Here is a 17,388-nt window from a genome sequence, read left to right on the forward strand (position 1 = left end):
CCAACTTTTGGGGGTCAGTACAGTCTTCGTTCTCTTTTTTCATATATCCAAAACAGTGAAGGTTTTATATCCCCTCTAAAGGGATTGTTATTTCTAGTGAAAGTTGGAAGATGGATTAAATCTGTCTTAAATTGGAATTCATTGCTCTTCCAATGAAGAACTTAGTCGTGTTTTTCTATTAAAATCATATACAAAAAGCTCTATAGTATCTCCGAAGTAGGGTTACCTTACTAGAGAGAGATATTATGGAGCCTTTCTTTGTTTTAAAAGTCTGAATTATTATTTACCAAATAAATGGGAAAAGACGATATCTAACCTTTTGGCAGTAGTCCTTATAGTCTTCTCCAAAATGCTGATTGAGAACCCTTTCTTCTGTTCGAATACGGATAGCGTAGGCAATGCTCAAAATAATAAGAGTAATGAGAATACTTAAGATATTTAATGTTACAAAAGATAAGCCTAAAATGGAAAGAATGCTTCCAGTATAAGCAGGGTTGCGAACGAGACTATAGGGTCCACTGCTAATTAATTTTTGAGTATCAGTGGTCTGAACATTTAGTGTAAATGCTTTGCCAAGATAATGAATAGCATATAATCTAAAAATAATACCGAAAATCATCAGAAAAATACCTAGGTAAATCCCCCATTCAGGAAGTAGGTAAGGTTTAATAGGATTATTCAGCATGGCTATGGATAACACAACACTGGTAATAATAATGTATCTTGTCCCCTGATCCTTAGAATGATTTGAGGTGTTTTTGCTGGTCTTGTTTTTAATAAAAAGTTCTGTTAACCCCCATAGAACGAGTAAACAATAAATGATGGTGCTTTGATAGTGAAACATTATAAACCTCTTTTCGTTATTTCAGCTCTAACCAAGAGTCCTATAAAAGACATCAATCTCATATTTAGTTAGAAGTGATTTTCTGAGAAATGAACTGATATATATCATCTTGAGGTGGCTAAAAGAACTTTCACAGAAAATAAAAATGGCCACTCAATTGGTTGTTAGACAATTCTAGGTTTACCTCCGTAGTGTCAGCTAAAATAATTAGTTCATTTGTGGGTGATATTCAAGTGAGAAGAATGTAGACGATTTTTAAATGACTCATTTACATTATACCGCCAAACCTCATTACTTGCAATATCCACTTGCATAATAGTTGGATTCCAAATGAGATGACAATTATCGAAAGGTTACAATGTTAACGTAGTACATTTTAGCCAAAACTATTATTTTTCAATGGTAATGCTATGACAACAAGAATTTCTGAAAATAAGTCTTTCTTTACCGTAGTGCCAAGTATTTGTTGCCATTTTTGAAACGAATTCATTAGTATATCAATAAAAAGTATAAATTTAGTCTGTTGCTGTTATGATAGTTTTCTGTTTATTTACCAATTAGAAATTTAAAAACCTATCATTTCAGAGGAGTATTGATATTCCCTACAATCTTTAATGAAAATGTGGCCTATAATTGAGGTGGATTTGAGGTATTCGGGGACAACAGTTAAAGTATCAATTGCAAATGCTCTTGCGGCACAATATGTATGTAGGTGAGACAGCAATCATTGGAATACATGCCCATAAAACAGAACGTTGAATCTAATTCTACTTGCATTGAACGACTTTTAGATAGAGCAGGTAGTGGGTATTGGAGCAAATCAAGCTTGCTTACAATCTCAGAAGCTGTAAGTGGTGTCAAGGGAGATATAGATAGATTTTTTGATGTGGTCAAAAATAGATATGGATAAGAAATTTAATTTATGTTATGATATAAGTGTAATAAAGGAGAGAAAATGCAGAATAACTTACTGGTATTACAGTCAGATTTTGGTTTGGTAGATGGGGCTGTATCGGCAATGGTCGGTGTGGCCTTAGAGGAATCCCCAACGTTAAAAATACATCATTTGACTCATGATATTACGCCTTATAATATTTTTGAGGGAAGCTATCGTTTGTTTCAAACGGTGAATTATTGGCCAGAAGGGACAACGTTTGTCTCCGTTGTGGATCCAGGCGTTGGTTCGAAGCGGAAAAGCGTGGTTGCCAAAACTGTACAAAATCAGTATATTGTCACGCCAAATAACGGGACACTTTCTTTTATCAAGAAACATGTGGGAATTCTAGCGATTCGTGAGATTTCGGAGGTGGAAAATCGCCGAAAAAATACGGAGCATTCTTATACGTTTCATGGTCGTGATGTTTATGCTTATACTGGTGCGAAGTTAGCAAGCGGACACATTACTTTTGAAGAAGTGGGCCCAGAATTAAGTATAGATGAAATTGTAGAAATTCCTGTTGTGGAAACGACAATTGGGAATGATTTTGTTAGTGGGGCTATTGATATTTTAGATGTTCGTTTTGGTTCGCTATGGACGTCTATTACACGTGAGGAATTTTATACTCTTAGTCCTGAATTTGGTAATCGGTTTGAGGTCACGATTTATAATAACGATATGCTGGTCTATCAGAACCAGGTGACTTATGGGAAATCTTTTGCGGATGTACGGATTGGTCAGCCGATTTTGTATATCAATTCTCTTTATCGTGTTGGTCTGGCGATCAATCAGGGGTCTTTTGCGAAGGCCTATAATGTAGGAGTCGGAGCGCAATGGAGTATTGAAATCAAGCGGATTGAAAAATAAATAATAAAGGAGATTATTATGAAAAATAATTCAATAAGAAGTGTTGTCGCAACGGGGATTGGAGCAGCCCTCTTCGTCGTTATCGGAATGATTAGTATTCCAACTCCTGTGCCAAATACCAGCATTCAATTGCAGTATGCTTTGCAGGCCTTGTTTAGTGTGATTTTTGGTCCGGTTGTTGGATTTTTAACGGGCTTCATCGGGCATGCCCTAAAAGACTCTTTGCAATATGGAAATCCTTGGTGGTCATGGGTCATTGCCAGCGGTTTGTTTGGTTTGATTATTGGGCTGTTTCGGAAAAGACTCCGTGTTACGCAAGGTATTTTTGAAGCAAAAGATATTGTATCGTTCAATGTAATTCAACTGTTGGCCAATGCTGTGGTGTGGATTGTCATTGCGCCGCTAGGTGATATTTTGATTTACAATGAGCCTGCAAACAAGGTGTTTGTACAGGGCGTTGTTGCAACGATTTCTAATGGTTTGACGGTTGCTATTGCAGGAACAGTGCTTTTGCTAGCTTATGCCCGCACGCAAACCAAATCAGGAAGTTTGAAAAAAGATTAGTGACATGAAGCGGGAGTGAGACGGAGCGAAGGTTTGAAAATGTTTCTTCTTACTCTCACCACTGCGTCTTATAATTCTGATGACTATATAAACAAAGGAGCTGAGCATTTTTGCCTCAGTTTCTTGCTTTATAATGGCAAAATGCCCTATGATGGAGCTTTTCATTTGCTTTTTAGACTTAAGAAAGCACCTAATGAGAAAAATATTGTCTAGGCATGCTGTCCAAGTTCAGACGAAGCAAACTAGTTTTAGTTCATGTCATCCGAGGGGCAGACGGAGCAAATTGGTTTTAGTTCATGTCATCCGAGGTTCGGACGGAGCAAACTGATTTTGATTCATGTTATCCGAGGCTCGGACAGAGCAAACTGATTTTGATTCATGTTATCCGAGGTTCGGACAGAGTAAACTAGTTTTGGTTCATGTCATCCGAGGCTCGGACGGAGCAAACTGATTTTGGTTCATGTCGTTCGAGGCTCAGACAGAAGAAACGAGTTCTTGTTTGTCCCGTCGACTGGGTCGATAGTCTCAACTGGTTTAAGTTTGTTTCGTCGACCGGGTCGACTATTTTAACCATTGCCGCACTTTCTCAGTAACCGTGTAGGGTCGGCAAGAAGCTGAACGCTTCTTGTTTGGTCAGATTTTTTCACGTTCAAGGTTTAATTTTGCGACAGTGTTCGCGGACTTCAAAATTGATTTTCATCTTATTTTCTTTTATGCTACAATAGAATGAGTAAGTACAAGAGGAGAAGTGGATGATTTTAGAGGAATTTGATGAAAACCGTCAGGCGATTATCAATCCAGAAGATTTGGTTGAGGCGTTGCCAGATTTTCCAGAAATAGTGGTGTCTTGCTTTGCCCGTGAGACCTTTAAGCGCATGCTGGCTGATTTTCAGCATGAGTTATTGACCTCCACTTCCATGGCAAATATTGAGATTCCCATTTACAAGGTTGTTATAAAAGGTAAGGCAATCGCCGTGTTTAATTCACCAGTAGGGGCGGCTGCCTGTATCGCTATTTTGGAAGATTTGATTGCCTTTGGAATGAAGAAGCTGGTTCTTTTTGGAACATGTGGTGTTTTAGATGAAACGATTAGGGAAACGTCTATCATTGTTCCTCATGCGGCTATTCGTGATGAAGGGACCAGTTATCATTACCTGCCGGCTTCTGATGAGATAGAAGTAAATGTCGGTTTGCGGGATTTTTTACGGTCATTTTTAGCTGCTAAAGGAATTTCTCATACAGTTGGAAAAGTTTGGACGACAGACGGCATTTATCGGGAAACGGCTGCGAAACTCCATAAGCGAAAAGAAATGGGTGCTGTTTGTGTAGACATGGAATGTTCAGCAGTTGCAGCTTTGGCAGCTTTTCGTGAGATTTCCGTTTGCCATTTCTTTTATGCGGCGGATCACTTGTCAGAAGAAGCCTGGGATATGCGCAATTTAGCCAATCATGCAGACCTAGATGAAAAAGACAAAGTGGCTAACTTGGCAATGCAAATTGCCCTTGCTTTATAGAGAACATGCTATGAAAAAACCAATTATTCAATTTGAAAACTTTAGTTTTCAGTATCAAGCGCAGACAGAACCAACCTTGAAAAATGTTGATTTGACGATTTATGAGGGCGAAAAGGTCTTGATAGTCGGCCCTTCTGGTTCGGGAAAGTCCACTCTTGGACAATGCTTAAATGGCATTATTCCAACTATTTATCATGGAGAAATGACTGGGAATCTGTGGATTCAAGGTAAGTCTGCGTTTGGCAGCAGCATTTATGACTTGTCCAATCTTGTCAGTACCGTCTTGCAAGACACAGACGGTCAATTTATCGGGCTGAGTGTCGCGGAAGATTTGGCTTTTGCTTTGGAAAATGACATGGTTAATTTGCCAACGATGAGAGAAAAGGTTCATTTGTGGGCAGAGAAATTGGATTTGTTATCGCTGTTACACCAACGTCCTCAAGACTTATCTGGTGGGCAGAAGCAGCGGGTCAGTTTGGCTGGGGTGCTGATTGATGAAAGTCCGATTTTGCTCTTTGATGAGCCTTTGGCAAATTTAGATCCGAAGTCGGGACAGGATACGATTGAGCTGATTGATCAGATCCATGCGGAAGCAGGAACGACAACGATTGTTATCGAGCATCGTCTGGAAGATGTACTGTATCGGTCTATTGATCGGATTGTCCTCATCAATGACGGACAAATTCTCTTTAACGGCAGTCCTGATAATCTGCTGCATACGCATTTATTAGCCGAAAATGGGATTCGAGAGCCACTTTATCTGACCACCTTGCGTCAGCTTGGTTTTCAGCTGGAAAATTCTGCACAGTTGGCAAATTTAGCTCAGATAGATGTCTCCGCTGTTCAGTTTTCAGGTGAAAAAGTTTCTATTCAAAAATCACAAGCCCAGGATGATTTGCTGGAATTGAAAAATGTCCACTTTGCCTACGGTGAGAAAAAGGTTTTACAAGATATTGATTTTACAATCTCTAAAGGCGAAAAAATTGCCATTGTCGGGAAAAACGGTGCTGGAAAATCCACGTTAGCCAAAGCGCTTTGCCAGTTTATCGCAACAGAAGGAAGCTATACTTGGCAGGGAAGAGACATCAAAGGCGACTCCATTAAAGAGCGGGCAGAACGGATTGGTTACGTTTTGCAAAACCCAAATCAGATGATTTCTACGACCATGATTTTTGATGAGGTTGCTTTAGGCTTGAAGTTGCGTGGGATTGCAGAAAATGAGATAAAAGAGCGTGTATTAGCTGCGCTAAAAACCTGCGGTTTATATGAATTTCGGCAGTGGCCCATTTCTGCTCTGTCTTTTGGGCAAAAGAAGCGGGTGACCATTGCTTCGATTTTAGTGTTAAATCCAGAGATTATCCTTTTAGATGAGCCAACGGCTGGCCAAGATCAGCGCAATTACACAGAAATCATGAATTTCTTAGATGAATTGAACCAAAAAGGGCATACGATTATCATGATTACACATGATATGCAGCTGATGCTGGATTATTCTGACCGTGCGGTTGTGATGTTAGACGGAAAGATCTTGGCAGACAAAACACCGGCCGAAGTTTTGACAGATAAGACTTTGATTCATGCAGCGAACCTTAAGGAAACGTCTATCTTTTACTTGGCTGAGAAATTAAACGTTGATCCACTCGCTTTAACAGAATTTTATATGCAAGAAAGGGAGGAAAGCCATGCTTAATCAGCAAAAACTTATTGGTTACCATGCGGGAACGACCTTTTTGCATCGCCTATCCGGAGCGAGTAAGTTACTGTTTTTCATTTTGGTATCAACTGCAGCGATGATTAGTTACGATACTCGCTTGCTGTTGGTCATTGCGATTGGCTCACTCTTTCTTTTTAGAGTTTCGAACATTCATTTCAAAGATGTATCGTTTGTTTTGGCTTTTGCAGGTGTTTTTGCCGCTTTGAATCTTATCATGGTCTATCTGTTTGCTCCTCAGTACGGAGTGGAGATTTATGGCCAACAGACGGTCTGGTTAAGCGGTCTAGGTAGCTATACTGTAACAGCGCAGGAAATTTTTTATTTGTTTAATTTGTTCTTGAAATATCTCTGCACCATTCCTTTGGCGGTTATTTTTTTAATGACCACTCACCCTAGTCAGTTTGCCTCTAGCATGAATCAAATCGGAATTCCTTATAAAATCGCCTATTCTGTCAGTTTGACGCTGCGCTATATTCCTGACCTGCAGGAGGAATTTTACCTGATTAGAATGTCGCAAGAAGCGCGTGGACTGGAATTGTCCAAAAAAGCAAAATTAAGCCAGCGTATCAAAGGGAACCTGCAAATCATTATTCCATTGATTTTTAGCTCGCTGGAGCGGATTGATACGATTGCGACAGCCATGGAATTGCGCCGTTTTGGTAAAAATAAGAAGCGGACTTGGTACACTTATCAGGCTTTTCAGAGATTGGATATTGAAGTGATTTTGCTGGCTATTTTATTTTTACTACTCAGTTTTTTACTCTTTTTTGTTAATCACGGTCGCTTTTACAATCCTTGGCTATAAATGAGAATTGAAATGTACATAGGAGGAAGGAAATGATTGCATTGGTAACAGGAGCTTCAGCTGGTTTTGGTCAAGCTATTTGTCGTCGATTGGTGACAGAAGGCCATCAAGTGATTGGAGCAGCGAGAAGATTGGAAAAGTTGACACAACTTCAAGAGGAGTTGGGTTTTGAAAATTTTTATCCGCTTCAAATGGATGTGTCGGATACAAAAAGTGTGGATCAGGCTTTAGAAAGTTTGCCGGAGAATTGGAGAACGATTGATATTTTGGTCAATAATGCAGGCCTGGCATTGGGCTTAGACAAGGCTTATGAGGCAGATATGCAAGATTGGCTGACGATGATTCAGACCAATATTATTGGTTTGGTTTATCTAACACGTCAGATCCTACCGCAAATGGTAGAGCGAGATAGCGGATTGATTATCAATCTAGGTTCGACTGCTGGAACGGTTCCTTATCCAGGTGCCAACGTCTATGGAGCTAGTAAAGCATTCGTGAAGCAATTTTCTTTGAATTTACGTGCTGATTTGGCAGGACATCATATTCGTGTTACTAACATTGAACCTGGTCTTTGTGAGGGAACAGAATTTTCAAATGTCCGATTTAAAGGGGACGATCAACGAGCTGAAAAATTGTATGAAGGAGCTCATGCTATTCAGCCAATAGATATTGCCAATACTGTTGCTTGGATTGTTGGACAGCCTCCTCATGTCAATATTAACCGGATTGAAATCATGCCTGTTTCACAAACATTTGGAGCGCAGCCTGTTTTTCGAGAAGAATAGATGAGATAGAATGGGGAGAATATGACAGAAATAAACCTTTTGTTTTCAATCGATGATCGCTATGTCGAGCAATTTAAAACAACCTTGTATTCCGTTTACCTAAATTCACCGTCAGCTTTGCTGCATGTGTTTGTTTTGCAAAAAAAATTGTTAAAAAGGAATGTGGAGATTGAGGAATTTTGTGAGGCACTAGGAATCATCTATGAACCAGTCGTGATTGGGGAAAAAGCATTTGAGGACGCCCCCAGCACTGATCGGTATCCAGAAACAATCTACTATCGCTTGCTGGCACATGAATACCTTCCTAAAGACTTAGACAGAATTCTTTACCTAGACGCAGATATTTTATGTCTGAATGATATTTGTCCTCTTTATGAAATGGAGTTAGGAGCTTCTTTATATGCTGCGGCTAGTCATGGATCAGATGCCAATATGACAGATTTAGTCAATAAGTTGCGCTTGCAGAATTTTGAAGCGGAAAGTTATTACAATTCCGGCGTTTTACTTATGAATTTGACCGCCATTCTAAAAGAAGTAAAACGAGAAAAGATTTTAGAATACATTGCTCAAAATAGTTTTAAACTCTTTTTACCGGATCAAGATGTGCTGAATGCTTTGTATGGGCATTTGACAATTCAGATTCCAGATGAATTGTATAACTATGATGCACGCTACAATGTGCTATATTATGCTCGGAGTAAAGGAGAGTGGGACTTGGATTGGGTGATTGAGAACACCGTTTTTCTTCACTTTTGCGGTCGAGATAAGCCTTGGCTGAAAGAATACCACGGACGCTATGCCGCGCTTTACAAGCATTACCAACATCGCAGCCGAAGAGTTGGCAGATAAAAACGAAACCAACCAATTAAAATGGTTGGATTTTCTTTTTATAACGGCCGTTTATTAGGAATTCCTGCTTTGCGTGGGTATTTATTGGGAGTTTCTTTTTTCTTGCCAACAACCGTGATATACCGCGGGTCGCCATTGGGGAGTTGGTAATGAATGTTTTTTTCGACTTTGCTGAAAAGAAGGCTAAGCGCGGTTTTTGCTTCTGTTAATTCCTCAGGAGCATTGCTAGCTTTGAACGCTAAAAGACGCCCGCCAACTTTAAGAAAGGGAATGGTCAGCTCGGCTAAGATCTGCATACGAGCAACAGCGCGTGCAGTGACAATATCAAACTGGGCGCGGAAGTCTTTATCTTGAGCAAAATCTTCTGCCCGACCATGATAAAAATGAACTTTTTCCAAACCTAACTCGTCAGCCAAGTGATTTAAAAACAGAATACGCTTGTTTAGAGAGTCAATAATCGTCACATCTAATGCTGGATAGAGGATTTTCATCGGAAGACTCGGAAAACCTGCCCCTGCTCCAATATCCAATAGTTTGATGCTTTTGTTTTCAATCCGTCCCTGTAAAATTGGCGCAATGGAATCATAGAAATGCTTGAGATAGACTTCCTTTTTGTCAGTAATAGCTGTCAGATTGATGTTTTCATTCCATTCAACGAGCAGTTCAAAATAGTGTTCAAATTGCTTCTTTTGTCGGTCTGTGAGTTCAATCTGTTGCTGTTTTAAGAGTTCATAAAATTCTTCGGGTGTCATCATTTGTCCTTATTTGTATTTCTTATTTCTATTATACCAGATAATCAGAAGAGAATCTTTAAAATTTCTCTTTTGAAGAAGTCTAAATTTTTATTCTTTTCATTTTTCTGGTATAATGTCTATAATAAATTTAAAGGAGAATGATTATGTGGATGATTATTTTAGCCATTGTTGTAGTACTGATATTGTTTGTGATTGCTAGTTACAATGGTCTTGTCAAAAGTCGTATGCAAACCAAAGAAGCGTGGAGTCAAATTGATGTTCAGTTAAAACGTCGAAATGATTTGCTGCCAAATTTGATTGAAACGGTCAAAGGGTATGCTAAATATGAAGCATCAACGCTTGAAAAGGTAACAGAGCTTCGTCGTCAAGTTGCAGCTGCTACAACGCCAGCAGAGGCTATGAAAGCAAGTGATGCCTTGACGCGTCAGATTTCTGGTATTTTTGCAGTTGCAGAAAATTACCCAGAGTTAAAAGCAAGCGCGAACTTTGTAAAATTGCAAGAAGAATTGACTAATACTGAAAATAAAATTTCGTATTCTCGTCAACTTTATAATAGTGTAACAAGCAATTATAATGTGAAGCTAGAAACATTTCCAAGTAATATTATTGCCGGAGTGTTTAGCTTTAAGCCGGCAGATTTCTTAGCTGTCCCAGAAGAAGAAAAATCTGTACCAAAAGTTGATTTTAGCGGTCTAGGTGACTAATATGCTCTTTGATCAAATTGCTAGTAATAAAAGACGAACGTGGGTTCTCTTAATTGCTTTTTTTGCTCTCTTAGCGATTATTGGTGCTGCGGTAGGGTATTTATGGTTAAATTCTACTCTCGGTGGTGTGATAATTGCCTTTATCATTGGTGGAATTTATGCTTTTAGCATGATTTTCCAGTCTACTGAGGTTGTTATGTCTATGAATGGTGCGCGCCAAGTCACTGAAGCTGAAGCCCCTGATTTGTATCATGTGGTAGAAGATATGGCGATGGTAGCACAAGTTCCGATGCCACGGGTGTATATTGTAGAGGATTCATCGCCCAATGCTTTTGCGACTGGTTCAAAGCCTGAAAATGCAGCAGTTGCTGCAACAACAGGGTTGTTAAATCTGATGAATCGTGAAGAACTGGAAGCGGTTATTGGACATGAAGTGAGCCATATTCGTAATTATGATATTCGGATTTCAACGATTGCAGTAGCACTTGCTAGTGCAGTGACCATGCTATCTAGCTTAGCTGGGCGTATGATGTGGTTTGGTGGCGGTGGTCGCAGGCGTAATAGTCGAGATAATGACAACGGTTTGGGGATTTTGATGTTGATTCTGTCGCTTATTGCGATTATCTTAGCTCCCTTAGCAGCCACCTTAGTACAGTTGGCAATTTCTCGTCAACGTGAATTTTTGGCAGACGCTTCCAGTGTAGAATTAACGCGCAATCCACAAGGGATGATTAACGCTCTCTTGAAATTAGAAAATAGCGAGCCGATGCACCACAAAGTTGATGACGCTAGTGCAGCTCTCTATATCAATGATCCGAAAAAAGAAGGTGGACTTCAAAAGCTATTTTACACTCATCCGCCGATTTCAGAGCGAGTGGAGCGCTTAAGAAAAATGTAAAAAGATTGAGATAGACTATATGGTTGTGTAGCAATCATGACTGTCTGTCCCAATCTTTTTTGGTATTTCACCATATAAATTTTAGTTACGATAGCTTTATCTATGTTGTTTTTGGAATGAGAGTAAGAGAGACAGCACGCCACAGATTGTAAACACAATCCAAGCGACTTTCATATTCCAAATAGCGAGACTGGTAAAGATCATGGTTCCAAATGGGACAGAAAAACTAAATAGCAAACTCAGAAAGTTAGAAGTCTGTGCTAAGATATCTGATGGAAGTTTGCTGAGGAGCATGCTGTTGATTTTGGGATTGACTTTTCCAGAAAGATACATGATAAAGAAAACAGCAAAAATAGTAAGGAAAACGGGTAGCTGGAGAAGATTTATGAAGCCAATTAGAGCAATGGATAAAGTAGCCCAAAAAGCAATTTTATTGACGGAAAGTTTGCTAAAATAATCATTGGGAGTCAGGCTGGCAGAGATAACTCCTAAAATAATCGTTGTTTCAAAAATGAGAAGAGATTGACTGAAAGGAAGTCCAAATAAAGAATGATCCAATAAATAAAGATTGTAAATGGCCATAATAGAGCCGCCGAGTGCATTGAGTATTAGTATCTGAAAGAGTAAAGTCAAAAAATGGCTGTCTCCGTTTTGTTCAAAAATTAGTTTGGAGCTGTGATACATTTCTAGGAATTGTTGTTTGAGAGGAAGAGGATTTTCATTTTCTTTGACTGGGTCATGGGTGAGTTTATGACGAACAAAATAAAGAGTAGTGGAAGAAAGTAGGAAAGCTAAGGCATTGATGAAGGCGACCAACGCAAATTGTTGGTTGCTGATAGCAAGAAGCCAAATTCCTAATGCTTGTCCGGCAAGATTGCAGAGATAAGCAATTAGTTGCATAAAGGAGAAAGCTGGCATCATCTCTTCCTCTGCTAGATTCTTTTTCAAAATAGGCATTTGCAGACCACTACGATAATCACTCATCATATCTGATACGATATTTAGCAAACAAACGACAGAAAAAGCTAGATAAGAAGTTGAGCGAGTTAGAAATGCTACAAAGACAAATAACATGGCTTGGAGATAGCCCATGTGAATGAGCCAACGAGCTTTATGGGTTGTTTGATCAGCTTTCATTCCCACAAAAATAGTGAAAAACACTGGAACGAGAACGATAAAATTAGCGATTCCAACAGCAAATTTAGGATTTGGTAAACTGGATGCAAAGACTACAAAAACAATATTATAAATGGAAGAGCCCAAAATATTGAATATGCGTGACAGACTAATAAAAGCAAATACTTTATTTCTCAAAATAAGTTTCATGATAACCTCCTATGTGTGTTGCATTGATTATAACAAGCAAAAAAGTAAATTCAATAGCCTTTTCGCAAGTGGGAATAAAGTCTAAGTAAGTGAACGATATGGAAAAGTAACTTGCAAGTAAACTTTATGTATTTTAGTATAAATGAAAAAATGCAACGTCAGCAAAACGTTGCACATATTCAACAAAAGTTAATTTTCTTTGAGGAGCTTTTCAATTCCATTTTGATAGTATTCAGCACTAGTCTGGCAATCTAATAGTTGCAAGATATGGACAGCTTGCTTCATTTGTTTCAATCCGTTTTCTTTATTTCCTTAAAGGAATAGGAGTTCTCCTTGAGCAAATTTAAAAACGATTCGTAGATAGGCTTCATTTTCCTTATAAAAATGAGCTTTAATCCAGTTTTCGAAGAAAGTAGCTTCTGCAAAGTGTCTTGATTCAATAGCTAGAAAGAAGCCATTTATAAAAATGGTATGAATAGTATAACGATTGCTCTCAAATAAGCCTAAAAAATCTTTTCTGTTGACCATTTCTTTTGTATATTGTGTATAAAGTTTTGAGGAGAGAATAGTCGTACAAAAGGCGAAAAGTTTAAGTTCGTACAACCCCTAAATATCCACAGAAAAGAGATAATTATGAAGAAAGTTACTTTCCTCTGTGGAAGCTGTAATTCCATCTTTTAGAGCGCAAAGAAAACCTTTGACAATAATAGCTTCAATCATATCTTCTTTTTTTCTGGATTTTTGATATAGAGCTTGTTTTTCTAAGTAAAAAGCTTCGATAAAATCTGGATTATCAGACTGTTCTTGAAGGGTATCAATTAGTTGTTGTTCGGAATTTTTTTGATGTTCATGAGCTGCTAGAGTAAATTCTTTCACATCTGTGTGGATATTTTCAAGAGCTGTAAATAATTTTTGAGCAGAAAGCTCACTCTGACCATTTTCAAAACGTGACAGCATAGACTTTGAAAATTCTTCTCCGGTTGCTTCTGTCAAGGAAATATGTCTAGCTTCTCGGAAAGATTTAAATATACGACCTAAATTATCCATCACAATCCTCCTTTTGATTGTTATTATAACAAAATAATGGTTTCTCTCCTATTTCTCATCTCAAAAATGGTATAATAAATCTAGAAATTTAAATACAAATGAGGAAATGATGTTACATATTCAAGAAATTCGTAAAAATCCAGATGGTCTTGCTTTTGAGCAAGGATTTGATTTGACACAAGAATTGCAAGTGCGCAATCCTGAAATTTTAAATGTCCAAGATATTTTTGCAAGTGGAAGAGTGCAATATGAGGACGGTCTTTACTTTTTAGATTATGATTTGTCTTATACCATTACACTGGCATCAAGTCGCAGCATGGAGCCGGTAGAGCAAAAAGAGAGCTACTTGGTAAATGAAGTTTTGCTGATGCGCATAGTGGAAAAGTAGATCAGGATTTGATAGCGGATGACTTGGTGTTGCCGATTGAAAATGAAGAAATCGATTTAGCTGAAAGTGTGGCAGATAATATTTTATTGCATATCCCTCTTAAAGTGCTGACAGCCGAGGAGGAAGCGAGTGATAGCATGCCTTCAGGAAATGATTGGCAGGTCATGACCGAAGAAGAGTATCAGCAAAGTAAACAAGAGCAAAAAGAGAAGAACAGTCCTTTTGCTAGCCTGCAAGGTCTATTTGATGAGGAGTGAAAAATCTAATTTTTGTTTGCCATATTTTTTATTGGAAAAAGGAGCAGAATATGCAAAAATACATAAAAAGATTAGAGCATGATTTTTCTGAAATAAAAAATGGTTTTAAAGAATTTGAGAAAAGAGCGCAGTTAGATTTTGAAAGTTATGAAGAAAAAGAAGTGCATGCATTAGCTAAATTAGCTTATCAATCAGAGGTATATCAAGTTCGGATGTATGCTGTCTTTTTATTCGGATATTTGTCTGATGATAAGGCAGTTTTGCATTTTATGAAAGAAGAAGTGTCGAAAGATAAGAATTGGAGAGTTCAGGAAATTCTAGCAAAATCCTTTGATGAGTATTGCAAAAGAGTTGGATATGAGCAATCTCTAGATATAATTGATGAGTGGCTATATGCAGAACAGCCAAATACAAGAAGAGCAGTAACAGAAGGTTTACGAATATGGACTAGCAGACCTTATTTTAATGAGAATCCTCAGGAAGCGATAAAAAGATTGTCGAACTTAAGATTAGACTCTAGTGAATACGTAAGAAAGTCCGTAGGGAATGCTTTAAAAGATATTAGTAAAAAATTTCCAGAACTTGTAAAATCGGAACTCAAGACGTGGGGAACCAATAAAGCAGAGCGACAGGTTTATCAATTAGCTAGTAAATTCATTGGCACACATATATAAATATAAGGGCTTGTATTCTACAGACAACTTTTTCATATATAAAAGACTATTCTCCGTCACTCGTCCGTTATTAAAGTTTTTTGACATATATTCAGTATTCTTGCAAATTTTTGTCTAGATTAACTAAAGAGTGAATCTTCGTCTGACAAAACTATCTTTGCGGGAACAGGTTCTAAGAATTATTTTACTTATATGTTTTTCTATTTATGCTAGCAAATAGTTTCATGTAAAATAACAAATCCTTTATTTTCACGCATAAAAATGATAAAATAAAACAAACTAAAAAGAGGAGTACAAAATGACAAAAGCGAATTTTGGTGTTGTTGGTATGGCCGTCATGGGTCGTAACCTTGCCCTTAATATTGAATCTCGTGGCTATACAGTAGCAATTTACAACCGCTCAGCGAATAAAACAGAAGATGTGATTGCATCTCACCCTGAAAAAAACTTTGTTCCAAGTTATGATGTGGAAAGTTTTGTAAATTCTATTGAAAAACCACGTCGTATCATGCTCATGGTCAAAGCTGGGCCAGGAACTGATGCAACGATTCAGGCACTTTTACCTTTCCTTGATAAGGGAGATATCTTGATTGACGGTGGAAATACTTTCTATAAAGACACCATTCGTCGTTCAGAAGAATTGGCAAATTCAGGAATCAATTTCATCGGAACAGGTGTATCTGGTGGCGAAAAAGGTGCGCTTGAAGGACCGTCTATCATGCCTGGTGGGCTAAAAGAAGCTTATGAATTAGTAGCAGACGTGTTGGAAGAAATTTCAGCCAAAGCACCAGAAGACGGTGCGCCATGTGTGACTTACATCGGTCCAAACGGTGCAGGTCATTATGTAAAAATGGTTCACAATGGGATAGAATATGGTGATATGCAATTGATTGCGGAAAGCTATGATTTAATGCAACACTTGCTTGGATTTTCAGCAGCAGAAATGGCTGACATCTTTACAGAATGGAATAAAGGTGAGTTGGATAGCTATCTGATTGAAATCACTGCTGATATTTTGACTCGTAAAGATGATGAAGGTCAAGATGGACCAATCGTTGATTACATTTTGGATGCGGCTGGAAATAAAGGAACTGGTAAATGGACGAGTCAATCAGCTCTTGACTTTGGTGTACCGCTTCCGCTCATTACAGAGTCTGTCTTTGCACGCTATATTTCTGCTTATAAAGATGAACGTGTGGCTGCAAGCAAGGTTCTTCCAAAACCAGCTGCATTTAAATTTGAAGGAGACAAGGCTGAATTGATTGAAAAAATTCGTCAAGCCCTCTACTTCTCAAAAATTATGTCTTATGCACAAGGTTTCTCACAATTGCGTGTAGCATCTAAAGAGCAGGATTGGAATCTTCCGTTTGGTGAAATTGCTTCTATTTGGCGTGCTGGTTGTATCATTCGTGCTCGTTTCTTGCAAAAAATTACAGATGCATACGGACGTAATCCAGATCTTACAAACTTACTGCTTGACGAATATTTTATGGACGTCACTGCCAAATACCAACAAGCTGTTCGTGATGTAGTGGCGTTGGCTGTTCAAGCAGGTGTGCCGGTACCAACGTTCTCTAGTGCGATTGCTTACTTTGATAGCTATCGTGCAGAAAACTTGCCAGCCAATTTAATTCAAGCGCAACGCGATTACTTTGGTGCGCATACGTATGAACGCAAGGACAAAGAAGGAATTTACCACTATTCTTGGTATGATGAAAAATAGGATAGGCTATGGCGAAGCGGATTTTATTAGTTGAGAAAGAAAAAAAATTAGCGCAATTTATTGGCTTAGAATTACAAAAAGAAGGTTATCGAGTTGATCTTTTTGAAACAGGAAAAGATGCTTTGGCGTCTGCGAGAGCTAATCAATACGATTTATTCCTGTTGAATTTTATGCTTGACGATATGACAGGAACAGAATTTGCCGCACAATTAAGTGTGATAAAGCTTGCTTCGGTCATCATTGTATTGGATAATCGTGATAATATTCTTCAATATACTGAGGAAATCCAACGCTTTGCTGTTGCTTACATGGTAGAACCATTCATTGTGACGGACTTAGTTGAAAAAATTTCTGCCATTTTTCGTGGGCGTGATTTTATTGACCAGCATTGTAGTCAGATGAAAGTTCCAACATCTTATCGGAATCTTCGGATTGATGTGCAAAATCATACAGTTTATCGAGGTGAAGAAGTGATTGCTTTGACTCGAAGAGAGTATGATTTATTAGCAACATTGATGGGAAGTCATCAGGCTTTAAGCCGTGAACAGTTGTTAGAACGCGTGTGGAAATACGAAGGAGCTGTTGAAACAAATGTTGTCGATGTTTATATTCGCTATCTTCGTAGTAAAATTGATATAGTGGGGCAAAAAAGTTATATAAAAACCGTGCGTGGTGTTGGTTATGTTATGCAAGAATAACTCTGAGGTGCAGGAAATATCGTTTTTCTGCACTTTTCT

The 17,388-nt window shown here is 38.3% G+C and carries 15 protein-coding genes and 2 pseudogenes; 13 read left to right on the forward strand and 4 right to left on the reverse strand.

Going from position 1 to position 17,388, the window contains the following annotated elements; translation table 11 throughout:
- Positions 1-283 precede the first annotated feature (283 nt).
- A complete protein-coding gene (locus tag HMPREF2887_RS01365) occupies positions 284-844 on the reverse strand; it encodes a methyltransferase family protein (protein ID WP_003023538.1) in 561 nt (186 codons plus the stop codon).
- 955 nt (positions 845-1,799) lie between these two features.
- Between HMPREF2887_RS01365 and HMPREF2887_RS01370 the strand changes: the two genes are divergently transcribed.
- From HMPREF2887_RS01370 to HMPREF2887_RS01400, 7 genes are all read left to right on the forward strand, one after another.
- Positions 1,800-2,648, forward strand: coding sequence for an SAM hydrolase/SAM-dependent halogenase family protein (locus HMPREF2887_RS01370; RefSeq protein WP_021001990.1), 849 nt, complete (start codon positions 1,800-1,802; stop codon positions 2,646-2,648).
- A gap of 15 nt (positions 2,649-2,663) precedes the next feature.
- Positions 2,664-3,212: an ECF-type riboflavin transporter substrate-binding protein gene (locus HMPREF2887_RS01375; RefSeq protein WP_324253126.1), complete on the forward strand. Its 549-nt coding sequence runs from the start codon at positions 2,664-2,666 to the stop codon at positions 3,210-3,212.
- Positions 3,213-3,964: 752 nt separating this feature from the next.
- Entirely contained in the window at positions 3,965-4,726 is a 762-nt protein-coding gene (locus HMPREF2887_RS01380; RefSeq protein ID WP_003023547.1) for a nucleoside phosphorylase, read from the forward strand.
- A gap of 10 nt (positions 4,727-4,736) precedes the next feature.
- Positions 4,737-6,416 carry an ABC transporter ATP-binding protein gene (locus HMPREF2887_RS01385; protein ID WP_084740339.1) on the forward strand — a complete coding sequence of 560 codons (1,680 nt, stop codon included), beginning with the start codon at positions 4,737-4,739 and terminating at the stop codon, positions 6,414-6,416.
- Positions 6,409-7,245: an energy-coupling factor transporter transmembrane component T family protein gene (locus HMPREF2887_RS01390; protein WP_084740342.1), complete on the forward strand. Its 837-nt coding sequence runs from the start codon at positions 6,409-6,411 to the stop codon at positions 7,243-7,245. Before HMPREF2887_RS01385 ends, HMPREF2887_RS01390 begins: the two co-directional genes overlap by 8 nt.
- Before the next feature lie 32 nt (positions 7,246-7,277).
- Complete coding sequence (locus HMPREF2887_RS01395; protein WP_084740345.1) at positions 7,278-8,030, forward strand: SDR family oxidoreductase; 753 nt, start codon at positions 7,278-7,280, stop codon at positions 8,028-8,030.
- A 21-nt stretch (positions 8,031-8,051) separates the two neighbouring features.
- The gene (locus tag HMPREF2887_RS01400) at positions 8,052-8,879 is read left to right on the forward strand and encodes a glycosyltransferase family 8 protein (protein ID WP_084740348.1); all 828 of its coding nucleotides are present in this window, start codon (positions 8,052-8,054) and stop codon (positions 8,877-8,879) included.
- A 38-nt stretch (positions 8,880-8,917) separates the two neighbouring features.
- Here HMPREF2887_RS01400 and rsmG read toward each other — a convergent pair whose 3' ends face one another.
- Positions 8,918-9,631, reverse strand: a complete 714-nt coding sequence (gene rsmG, locus HMPREF2887_RS01405; RefSeq protein ID WP_084740397.1) for a 16S rRNA (guanine(527)-N(7))-methyltransferase RsmG — start codon at positions 9,629-9,631, stop codon at positions 8,918-8,920.
- A 146-nt stretch (positions 9,632-9,777) separates the two neighbouring features.
- On the opposite strand from rsmG, the gene HMPREF2887_RS01410 reads away from it, so the two are divergent.
- Together HMPREF2887_RS01410 and htpX are read left to right on the forward strand one after the other, a co-directional pair.
- Positions 9,778-10,338 carry a LemA family protein gene (locus HMPREF2887_RS01410; RefSeq protein ID WP_084740351.1) on the forward strand — a complete coding sequence of 187 codons (561 nt, stop codon included), beginning with the start codon at positions 9,778-9,780 and terminating at the stop codon, positions 10,336-10,338.
- A 1-nt stretch (position 10,339) separates the two neighbouring features.
- Positions 10,340-11,236, forward strand: coding sequence for a zinc metalloprotease HtpX (gene htpX / locus HMPREF2887_RS01415; protein ID WP_084740355.1), 897 nt, complete (start codon positions 10,340-10,342; stop codon positions 11,234-11,236).
- 96 nt (positions 11,237-11,332) lie between these two features.
- Here the strand turns inward: htpX and HMPREF2887_RS01420 are convergent, their stop codons facing one another.
- Both HMPREF2887_RS01420 and HMPREF2887_RS01425 read right to left on the reverse strand, forming a co-directional pair.
- The gene (locus HMPREF2887_RS01420; protein ID WP_084740360.1) at positions 11,333-12,562 is read right to left on the reverse strand and encodes an MFS transporter; all 1,230 of its coding nucleotides are present in this window, start codon (positions 12,560-12,562) and stop codon (positions 11,333-11,335) included.
- Between the two features lie 189 nt (positions 12,563-12,751).
- Positions 12,752-13,609 (reverse strand): annotated as a pseudogene (locus HMPREF2887_RS01425) (XRE family transcriptional regulator).
- A 109-nt stretch (positions 13,610-13,718) separates the two neighbouring features.
- Between HMPREF2887_RS01425 and HMPREF2887_RS01430 the strand changes: the two are divergent.
- The 4 genes and pseudogenes from HMPREF2887_RS01430 to HMPREF2887_RS01445 all read left to right on the forward strand — a co-directional run bounded on the left by HMPREF2887_RS01430 (position 13,719) and on the right by HMPREF2887_RS01445 (position 17,349).
- Positions 13,719-14,254, forward strand: a pseudogene (locus HMPREF2887_RS01430) (DUF177 domain-containing protein).
- A gap of 50 nt (positions 14,255-14,304) precedes the next feature.
- Entirely contained in the window at positions 14,305-14,928 is a 624-nt protein-coding gene (locus tag HMPREF2887_RS01435) for a DNA alkylation repair protein (RefSeq protein ID WP_003023578.1), read from the forward strand.
- A 298-nt stretch (positions 14,929-15,226) separates the two neighbouring features.
- Complete coding sequence (gndA, locus tag HMPREF2887_RS01440; RefSeq protein WP_084740362.1) at positions 15,227-16,651, forward strand: NADP-dependent phosphogluconate dehydrogenase; 1,425 nt, start codon at positions 15,227-15,229, stop codon at positions 16,649-16,651.
- Positions 16,652-16,659: 8 nt separating this feature from the next.
- Positions 16,660-17,349 carry a response regulator transcription factor gene (locus tag HMPREF2887_RS01445; RefSeq protein WP_057489790.1) on the forward strand — a complete coding sequence of 230 codons (690 nt, stop codon included), beginning with the start codon at positions 16,660-16,662 and terminating at the stop codon, positions 17,347-17,349.
- The last annotated feature ends 39 nt before the right edge of the window (positions 17,350-17,388 follow it).

The sequence above is a fragment of the Streptococcus sp. HMSC071H03 genome, from assembly GCF_001813035.1.
GTDB lineage: Bacteria > Bacillota > Bacilli > Lactobacillales > Streptococcaceae > Streptococcus > Streptococcus anginosus.